Origin of the sequence: Burkholderia sp. Bp9099 (assembly GCF_003857805.1) — a bacterium.
Taxonomy (GTDB): domain Bacteria; phylum Pseudomonadota; class Gammaproteobacteria; order Burkholderiales; family Burkholderiaceae; genus Burkholderia.
Map to the genome: position 1 here is coordinate 33,921 of NZ_QTPU01000048.1, position 9,305 is coordinate 43,225.

8 protein-coding genes and 1 tRNA gene are annotated in these 9,305 nt (G+C 60.5%); all 9 read right to left on the minus strand.

Annotation, left to right across the window (positions count from 1 at the left end; genetic code table 11):
- Positions 1–11 precede the first annotated feature (11 nt).
- Complete coding sequence (gene rpoB, locus DIE17_RS34805) at positions 12–4,118, minus strand: DNA-directed RNA polymerase subunit beta (RefSeq protein WP_044849037.1); 4,107 nt, start codon at positions 4,116–4,118, stop codon at positions 12–14.
- 376 nt (positions 4,119–4,494) lie between these two features.
- A complete protein-coding gene (gene rplL, locus DIE17_RS34810) occupies positions 4,495–4,869 on the minus strand; it encodes a 50S ribosomal protein L7/L12 (protein WP_021161757.1) in 375 nt (124 codons plus the stop codon).
- 63 nt (positions 4,870–4,932) lie between these two features.
- Positions 4,933–5,430 (minus strand): 50S ribosomal protein L10, encoded by a 498-nt coding sequence (gene rplJ, locus DIE17_RS34815; protein WP_021161756.1) that lies wholly within the window; start codon positions 5,428–5,430, stop codon positions 4,933–4,935.
- Positions 5,431–5,738: 308 nt separating this feature from the next.
- Positions 5,739–6,434 carry a 50S ribosomal protein L1 gene (rplA, locus tag DIE17_RS34820; protein ID WP_044849038.1) on the minus strand — a complete coding sequence of 232 codons (696 nt, stop codon included), beginning with the start codon at positions 6,432–6,434 and terminating at the stop codon, positions 5,739–5,741.
- On the minus strand, positions 6,435–6,866 hold the full coding sequence (gene rplK / locus DIE17_RS34825) for a 50S ribosomal protein L11 (RefSeq protein WP_006400671.1): 432 nt from the start codon (positions 6,864–6,866) through the stop codon (positions 6,435–6,437).
- A gap of 140 nt (positions 6,867–7,006) precedes the next feature.
- On the minus strand, positions 7,007–7,564 hold the full coding sequence (nusG, locus tag DIE17_RS34830; RefSeq protein WP_006400672.1) for a transcription termination/antitermination protein NusG: 558 nt from the start codon (positions 7,562–7,564) through the stop codon (positions 7,007–7,009).
- 1 nt (position 7,565) lies between these two features.
- Positions 7,566–7,946, minus strand: coding sequence for a preprotein translocase subunit SecE (secE, locus tag DIE17_RS34835; protein WP_006482892.1), 381 nt, complete (start codon positions 7,944–7,946; stop codon positions 7,566–7,568).
- 42 nt (positions 7,947–7,988) lie between these two features.
- Positions 7,989–8,064: transfer RNA gene (locus DIE17_RS34840), tRNA-Trp, on the minus strand.
- Between the two features lie 59 nt (positions 8,065–8,123).
- Positions 8,124–9,305 (minus strand): elongation factor Tu (gene tuf / locus DIE17_RS34845; RefSeq protein WP_034191706.1); only part of this gene is annotated, 1,182 nt, incomplete at its 5' end.

Consider the following 9,305-nt stretch of genomic DNA (forward strand, 5'->3'; position numbering starts at 1 on the left):
CCGTAGTCCGATTAATTGCGGTCGAGATCGATGTCGATACCGAGCGAGCGGATTTCCTTCACGAGCACGTTGAAGGATTCCGGCATGCCTGCATCGATCACGTGATCGCCCTTGACGAGGTTCTCGTAAACCTTCGTCCGGCCGGTCACGTCGTCCGACTTCACCGTCAGCATTTCCTGCAGCACGTAGGACGCGCCGTACGCTTCGAGTGCCCACACTTCCATTTCACCGAAACGCTGGCCACCGAACTGCGCCTTACCACCCAGCGGCTGCTGCGTGACGAGCGAGTACGGGCCGGTCGAACGTGCGTGCATCTTGTCGTCGACCAAGTGGTGCAGCTTCAGGTAGTGCATGTAGCCGAGCGTCACGCGACGTTCGAACATTTCACCCGTGCGGCCGTCGTACAGGCGGACCTGGTTCTTCGACGGGTTCATGCCGAGCTGTTCCGCGATGTCGTCCGGGAACGCGAGGTCGAGCATCTTGCCCATTTCTTCCTCGGTCGCACCGTCGAACACCGGCGTTGCAAACGGCACGCCTTCGCGCAGGTTCTTCGCGAGTTCGAGGATCTCGTCGTCGGTGAAGCTTTCCAGGTCTTCCTGGCGGCCCGACTCGTTGTAGATCTTCGTCAGGAACACGCGCAGTTCCTCGATCTTCGCCTGACGCTGCAGCATTTCGCCGATACGCCAGCCGAGGCCCTTCGCGGCCCAGCCGAGGTGCACTTCCAGAACCTGACCCACGTTCATCCGCGACGGAACGCCCAGCGGGTTCAGCACGACGTCTGCCGGACGGCCGTCGGCCATGTACGGCATGTCTTCGATCGGGACGATCTTCGACACGACACCCTTGTTACCGTGACGGCCCGCCATCTTGTCGCCAGGCTGCAGGCGACGCTTGACCGCGAGGTACACCTTGACCATCTTCAGCACGCCCGGCGGCAGTTCGTCGCCTTGCGTGAGCTTCTTGCGCTTCTCTTCGAACGCGAGGTCGAACTGGTGACGCTTCTCTTCGATCGAGTTCTTGATCGCTTCGAGCGATGCCGCTGCTTCGTCGTCCGCGAGGCGGATGTCGAACCAGTGGTAGTGGTCGAGGTCTTCCAGGTAAGCCTGGTCGATCTTCGTGCCCTTCGCGAGCTTCTTCGGACCGCCGTTCGCGACCTTGCCCACCAGCATGCGTGCGAGACGCTGGAACGCGTCGCCTTCCACGATGCGCAGCTGGTCGTTCAGGTCGAGACGGTAGCGCTTCAGTTCGTCGTCGATGATCTGTTGGGCGCGCTTGTCGCGCTGGATGCCTTCACGCGTGAACACCTGGACGTCGATCACGGTGCCGCTCATGCCCGACGGCACGCGCAGCGACGTGTCCTTCACGTCCGAAGCCTTCTCGCCGAAGATCGCGCGCAGCAGCTTCTCTTCCGGCGTCAGCTGGGTCTCGCCCTTCGGCGTGACCTTGCCGACCAGCACGTCGCCGGCTTCGACTTCAGCACCGATGTACACGATGCCCGATTCGTCGAGACGGCCGAGCTGGACTTCCGCCAGGTTCGAGATGTCGCGCGTGATTTCTTCCGGCCCGAGCTTCGTGTCGCGTGCAACGACGTTCAGCTCTTCGATGTGGATCGACGTGTAGCGATCGTCCGCAACGACCTTCTCCGAGATCAGGATCGAGTCTTCGAAGTTGTAGCCGTTCCACGGCATGAACGCGATCAGCATGTTCTGGCCGAGCGCGAGCTCGCCCAGGTCCGTCGAGGCGCCGTCGGCCAGCACGTCGCCGCGCGAGACCTTGTCGCCCATCTTCACGATCGGACGCTGGTTGATGTTCGTGTTCTGGTTCGAACGCGTGTACTTGATCAGGTTGTAGATGTCGACACCGACTTCACCCGCGACCGCTTCGTCGTCGTTCACGCGAATCACGATACGGCCTGCGTCGACGTAGTCGACCACGCCGCCGCGGAACGCCTGGACCGTCGTGCCCGAGTCGACCGCGCAGGTGCGCTCGATGCCCGTACCGACGACCGGCTTTTCCGGACGCAGACACGGCACGGCCTGACGCTGCATGTTCGAACCCATCAGTGCACGGTTCGCATCGTCGTGCTCGAGGAACGGGATCAGCGAAGCTGCAACCGACACGATCTGCGACGGCGCGACGTCCATGTACTGGATACGGTCCGGCGTGACCATCATCGTTTCGCCGGCTTCACGCGACGACACGAGTTCGTCGATCAGCGTGCCGTTTTCGTCGATCGCGGCGTTCGCCTGCGCGATCATGTAGCGGCCTTCCTCGATCGCCGACAGGTAGTCGATCTGGTCGGTCACCTTGCTGTCCACGACCTTGCGGTACGGCGTCTCGAGGAAGCCGTACTCGTTCAGGTGCGCGTACAGTGCGAGCGAGTTGATCAGACCGATGTTCGGACCTTCCGGCGTTTCGATCGGGCACACGCGGCCATAGTGGGTCGGGTGCACGTCACGCACTTCGAAGCCTGCGCGTTCGCGCGTCAGACCGCCCGGGCCCAGTGCGGAAACACGGCGCTTGTGCGTGATTTCCGACAGCGGGTTGGTCTGGTCCATGAACTGCGACAGCTGCGACGAACCGAAGAACTCGCGGATCGCCGACGAAATCGGCTTCGAGTTGATCAGGTCGTGCGGCATCAGGTTTTCGCTTTCGGCCTGGCCGAGGCGTTCCTTGACCGCGCGCTCGACACGCACGAGACCCGCGCGGAACTGGTTTTCCGCCAGTTCGCCGACGCAACGCACGCGACGGTTGCCGAGGTGGTCGATGTCGTCCACTTCGCCCTTGCCGTTGCGCAGCTCGACGAGAATCTTGATCGTCGCGAGGATGTCGTCGTCCTGCAGCGTCATCGGGCCGACGATCTCGTCACGGCCGACGCGGCGGTTGAACTTCATGCGGCCGACCTTCGACAGGTCGTACGCTTCTTCGCTGTAGAACAGACGGTTGAACAGCGCCTCGACCGCTTCTTCGGTCGGCGGCTCGCCCGGACGCATCATGCGGTAGATCGCGATGCGCGCGGCCGTCTTGTCGGTCGTTTCGTCGACACGCAGCGTCGACGAGATGTACGGACCCTGGTCCAGATCGTTCGTGTAGAGCGTCTGGATGTCCTTGATGTCCGCTTCGCGCAGCTTCTCGAGCACGCTTTCCGTGACTTCGTCGTTCGCGCTCGCGATCACTTCGCCGGTGTCGCCGTCGACGACGTTCTTCGCCAGCACGCGGCCGAGCAGATAGTCTTCCGGCACCGAGATGAACTTGGTCTTCGCGGCTTCGAGATCGCGAATGTGCTTCGCGTTGATCCGCTTGTCCTTCTGGACGATGACCTTGCCATCACGATCCGTGATGTCGAAGCGCGCGACTTCACCACGCAGGCGCTCGGGCACGAACTCGAGTTGCGCGCCTTCGCCCATCAGCGTGAAGTTGTCGAACACGAAGAAGTTCGCGAGGATCTGTTCAGGCGTCAGGCCGATGGCCTTCAGCAGGATCGTGACCGGCATCTTGCGGCGACGGTCGACGCGGAAGTACAGGATGTCCTTCGGATCGAATTCGAAGTCGAGCCACGAGCCGCGGTACGGAATGATCCGTGCCGAGAACAGCAGCTTGCCCGAGCTGTGCGTCTTGCCCTTGTCGTGTTCGAAGAACACGCCCGGCGAACGGTGCAGCTGCGAGACGATGACACGCTCGGTGCCGTTGATGACGAACGAGCCCGTCGGCGTCATGAGCGGAATTTCGCCCATGTACACTTCCTGCTCCTTCACTTCCTTGACGACCGGCTTGTTCGGCGATTCCTTGTCGAGGATGACGAGGCGGACCTTCGCGCGCAGCGCGGAGCAGTACGTCAGGCCACGCTGCTGGCATTCCTTGATGTTGAATGCCGGCGCGGACAACGCATAGCTCACGAACTCGAGGCGCGCGAAGCCGTTGTGCGAAACAATGGGAAATACCGATGTGAAGGCGGCCTGCAAACCTTCAGGCTTGCGTTGCGCGCCAGGCACATCGGCTTGCAGAAACGTGCTGAATGATTCAAGCTGGGTGGCCAGCAAGAACGGAACTTGGTGAACGATGGGGCGCTTCGCGAAACTCTTGCGAATGCGCTTCTTCTCGGTGAAGGAATATTGCATACGATCTCCGAATCACGGCGGGTGCTGTCGAGGCGGGATACCTGGACGTTTCAAACCCGAGTGTTCACCGACTGAGACCCGATGGCCGCCCGATGGCTTGAACGAGCCGAGAAGCTTGGTGGTTGGCCGCTACCAACCGCTGGCTGACGGCAGCGGATGCCTGTGTTGCCCGCTACCCGACCAAACTTGCCTTCTGCAGTCGCTTCAGAAGACAAAGAGAAACGCCAATCGATGCATTGACAACGATTCGGCGGTTTTCTTTGGCTTCTGGGGCCGATTATTCGGGCTCCCGAATGAGTGCCAGAATAACGTCCCCACAAAGCACAAAAAGGCCGGCGGTGAAAATACCGCCAGCCTTCGCACAGCGCGTCGAAACTTACTTGACTTCGACCTTCGCGCCAGCTTCTTCCAGCTTCTTCTTGGCTTCTTCAGCAGCAGCCTTGTCGACGCCTTCCTTGACAGCCTTCGGTGCGCCGTCAACGACGTCCTTCGCTTCCTTCAGGCCCAGGCCCGTCAGTTCGCGAACTGCCTTGATGACTGCAACCTTGTTGCTGCCTGCTTCAGCCAGAACGACCGTGAATTCGGTCTTTTCTTCTGCAGCAGCAGCAGCGCCGCCGCCTGCCGGGCCAGCGACTGCCACTGCAGCTGCCGACACGCCAAACTTCTCTTCGAACGCCTTGACCAGTTCGTTCAGTTCCAGAACGGTCATCCCTTCGACTGCTGCCAGGATGTCTTCTTTTGCGATTGCCATTTGAAATACTCCTAAATTGAATTCGGATACAGCCAGCGATCAGTAACGCTGATGCACGTTCGCTTACGCAGCTTCCGCTTGCTTCTTCTCGGCGAGCGCGGCCAGAGCACGCGCGAAGCCCGAAACAGGCGATTGCATAACGAACAGCAGCTTCGAGAGCAGTTCTTCACGGCTCGGGATGCTTGCCAGCGCTTGCACGCCAGCCTTGTCCATCACCTTGCCATCGAACGAACCAGCCTTGATGACCAACTTGTCATTGCTCTTGCTGAAGTCGTTGACGACCTTAGCAGCGGCAATTGCATCTTCCGAGATGCCGTAGATCAGCGGACCAGTCATCTGCTCTGCCAGCGGAGCAAAAGGGGTACCTTCAACAGCGCGACGCGCCAGCGTGTTCTTCAACACGCGCAGGTAAACCTGTTGCTCACGCGCTTTCGCGCGCAGCTTGGTCAGATCGCCAACCGCAATTCCACGATACTCAGCCAGCACAACGGTCTGGGCCTTCGCGACTTGCGCGGAAACCTCAGCGACGACGGCTTGCTTGTCTTCTCTATTAAGCGGCACGGTTAGCCTCCAGAAACGATACGTTCGGCGCGGCCGGCATGGCCGAAACCTCACGTACCTCGTTCAACAACGGCGTCCGACCTCGTTAGGAGTATTTCCACCTCACGCCGTGAATCGCTTCACGACCTGCGGCTTCACCACTGCAAAACTTTTTCGGGTTCGCCATCTGCGTTGGCTTGAATTAAGGGATCGCCTGCCTGCTGCGTCCCACCAACGGTCTTTGATAACCGGTTGCCCGCCCAACTGCACGAACAACCGCCCAAAGCCCATGTAGGCCGCTTCGCGAACGAAGCGGCCCGAATACTTTCTTACGCTGCCAGCGTAGCCTGGTCGACACGCACGCCGACGCCCATCGTGCTCGACAGTGCGATCTTGCGCAGGTAGACGCCCTTGCTCGTTGCCGGCTTGGCCTTCTGCAGCGCTTCGATCAGCGCCGACAGGTTCGAACGCAGTGCAGTCGATTCGAACGATGCACGGCCGATGGTCGCGTGGATGATACCGGCCTTGTCGACACGGAATTGCACCTGACCAGCCTTCGCGTTCTTGACGGCGGTTGCGACGTCCGGCGTGACCGTACCAACCTTCGGGTTCGGCATCAGGCCGCGCGGGCCGAGGATCTGACCGAGCGTACCGACGATACGCATCGTGTCCGGCGAAGCGATCACGATGTCGAAGTCCATCTGGCCAGCCTTGATCTGCTCTGCCAGGTCTTCCATACCGACGATTTCCGCGCCTGCTGCACGAGCCTGCTCGGCCTTCTCGCCTTGCGCGAACACGGCAACGCGAACCGACTTGCCCGTACCTGCCGGCAGAACGACCGAACCACGAACGACCTGGTCCGACTTCTTCGCATCGATGCCGAGCTGGACTGCGACGTCGATCGATTCGTTGAACTTCGCGCTCGCGCATTCCTTCACGAGTGCCAGTGCATCTTCGATCGCGTACAGCTTCTGACGGTCGACCTTGGCGGCAAATGCCTGACGGCGCTTGGAGATCTTAGCCATTTACACGCCCTCCACAGTGATGCCCATCGAGCGTGCGCTACCAGCGATGGTGCGAACGGCTGCGTCCAGATCAGCTGCCGTAAGGTCCGGCATCTTGGTCTTCGCGATTTCTTCGGCTTGAGCGCGCGTGATCGAACCGACCTTGTCGGTGTGCGGCTTGCTCGAGCCCTTGTCCACCTTCGCTGCCTTCTTGATCAGGACGGTTGCCGGCGGCGTCTTCATCACGAACGTGAAGCTCTTGTCAGCGTATGCCGTGATGACCACCGGCACCGGCAGACCCGGCTCCATGCCTTGAGTCTGCGCGTTGAACGCCTTGCAGAACTCCATGATGTTCAGGCCGCGCTGGCCCAGTGCCGGACCGACCGGCGGCGACGGGTTGGCTTTACCTGCAGGAATCTGCAGCTTGATAAAGCCGACAATCTTCTTTGCCATTTGTAAACCTCGTTAGAACGCCAGACGGCGTTCGGTGAGTGATAACGCGCGTTCGCCGCTGGCTACTGACGCTCCTCAACGGCCATAACGCGGACCGTAAGCGCGAAGGTGGGCAGCCGAGGCTGCCCACCGAATCGGGATCAAACTTTTTCGACCTGGCCGAACTCGAGTTCGACTGGAGTGGATCGGCCAAAGATCGTGACCGACACACGCACGCGCGATTTTTCGTAGTTGACTTCTTCGACCGTGCCGTTGAAGTCCGTGAACGGGCCTTCCTTGACACGCACCATCTCGCCAACTTCGAACAGGGTCTTCGGGCGCGGCTTCTCGACGCCTTCCTGCATCTGCGACATGATCTTTTCGACTTCCTTCGGGGAAATCGGAGTCGGGCGGTTACGCGCACCGCCGACGAAACCCGTGACCTTCGCCGTGTTCTTCACGAGGTGCCACGTTTCGTCCGTCATTTCCATTTCCACCAGCACGTAGCCGGGGAAGAAACGACGCTCGGTTACTGCCTTGTGGCCACCTTTGACTTCGACCACTTCTTCGGTCGGAACCAGGATCTGACCGAATTTATCCTGCATGCCAGCACGTTCGATGCGCTCTTGAAGCGCACGCTGCACGCTCTTCTCCATACCGGAGTAGGCGTGCACGACGTACCAACGCTTTCCGCTCGGGGATGCCGGAGTATCGCTCATATCATTTCCAACCCAGAATCGCCGAGAAAATCACCCATTCGATCGATTTGTCACTCAACCAGAGGAAAATCGCCATCACGAGCACGAAACCGAACACGACGAGTGTGGTTTGCGTTGCTTCCTTGCGGGTGGGCCAAACGACCTTGCGGACTTCCTTGTACGAATCCTTGGCAAACGCGATGAGGCTCTTGCCAGGTGCGGACATCAGGCCGACGGCCACGCCGGCGATGATACCTACCGCCAATGCGGCACCGCGGACATACCACTGCTGGTTGGCCAGCCAGAAGAAGCCCACGAATCCGGCCAAGACCAGCAATACGCCCAGGGCCAGCATCAGCTTATCGCCGGAGGTATTTACAGTTTCGACGGATGGATTCGCCATAACACCTTAAAACAAATGCCACGTGGGACACGTGGCGATTTTTGGCAGGGGCAGAGGGAATCGAACCCCCAACCTTCGGTTTTGGAGACCGACGCTCTGCCAGTTGAGCTATACCCCTAAACCATGCTGGGGCTGGCTGTTGCCAGCCCCAAAACTGTCGATCAACGAATAACTGGCTTACTCGATGATCTTGGCGACGACGCCGGCGCCGACGGTACGGCCGCCTTCGCGGATTGCGAAGCGCAGACCTTCTTCCATCGCGATCGGAGCGATCAGCTTCACCGTGATCGACACGTTGTCGCCCGGCATCACCATTTCCTTGTCCTTCGGCAGCTCGATCGAGCCCGTCACGTCCGTCGTACGGAAGTAGAACTGCGGACGGTAGTTGTTGAAGAACGGCGTGTGGCGGCCGCCTTCGTCCTTGCTCAGCACGTACACTTCAGCCGTGAAGTGCGTGTGCGGCGTGATCGAACCCGGCTTCGCCAGAACCTGGCCACGCTCCACGTCTTCACGCTTCGTGCCGCGCAGCAGGATACCGACGTTGTCGCCTGCCTGACCTTGGTCCAGCAGCTTGCGGAACATTTCAACGCCCGTGCAGGTCGTCTTCACCGTCGGCTTGATACCGACGATTTCGATTTCTTCGCCGACCTTCACGATGCCGCGCTCGACACGACCCGTCACCACCGTACCACGGCCCGAGATCGAGAACACGTCTTCCACCGGCATCAGGAACGCGCCGTCAACTGCACGCTCCGGCGTCGGGATGTACGTGTCCAGCGCGTCGGCCAGGCTCATGATCGCCACTTCGCCCAGCTCGCCCGTGTCGCCTTCCAGCGCCAGCTTGGCCGAACCCTTCACGATCGGCGTGTCGTCGCCCGGGAAGTCGTACTTCGACAGGAGTTCGCGAACTTCCATCTCGACCAGCTCGAGCAGTTCAGCGTCGTCCACCATGTCGCACTTGTTCAGGAACACGATGATGTACGGAACGCCAACCTGACGTGCCAGCAGGATGTGCTCACGCGTCTGCGGCATCGGGCCGTCTGCTGCCGAGCAAACCAGGATCGCGCCGTCCATCTGTGCCGCGCCCGTGATCATGTTCTTCACATAGTCAGCGTGGCCCGGGCAGTCGACGTGTGCGTAGTGGCGGTTAGCCGTTTCGTACTCGACGTGTGCCGTGTTGATCGTGATACCGCGCGCCTTTTCTTCCGGTGCCGCGTCGATCTGGTCGTAAGCCTTCGCTTCGCCGCCGAACTTCTTCGTCAGCACCGTCGTGATCGCTGCCGTCAGCGTCGTCTTGCCGTGGTCAACGTGACCAATCGTACCAACGTTGACGTGCGGCTTGGTCCGCTCAAACTTTTC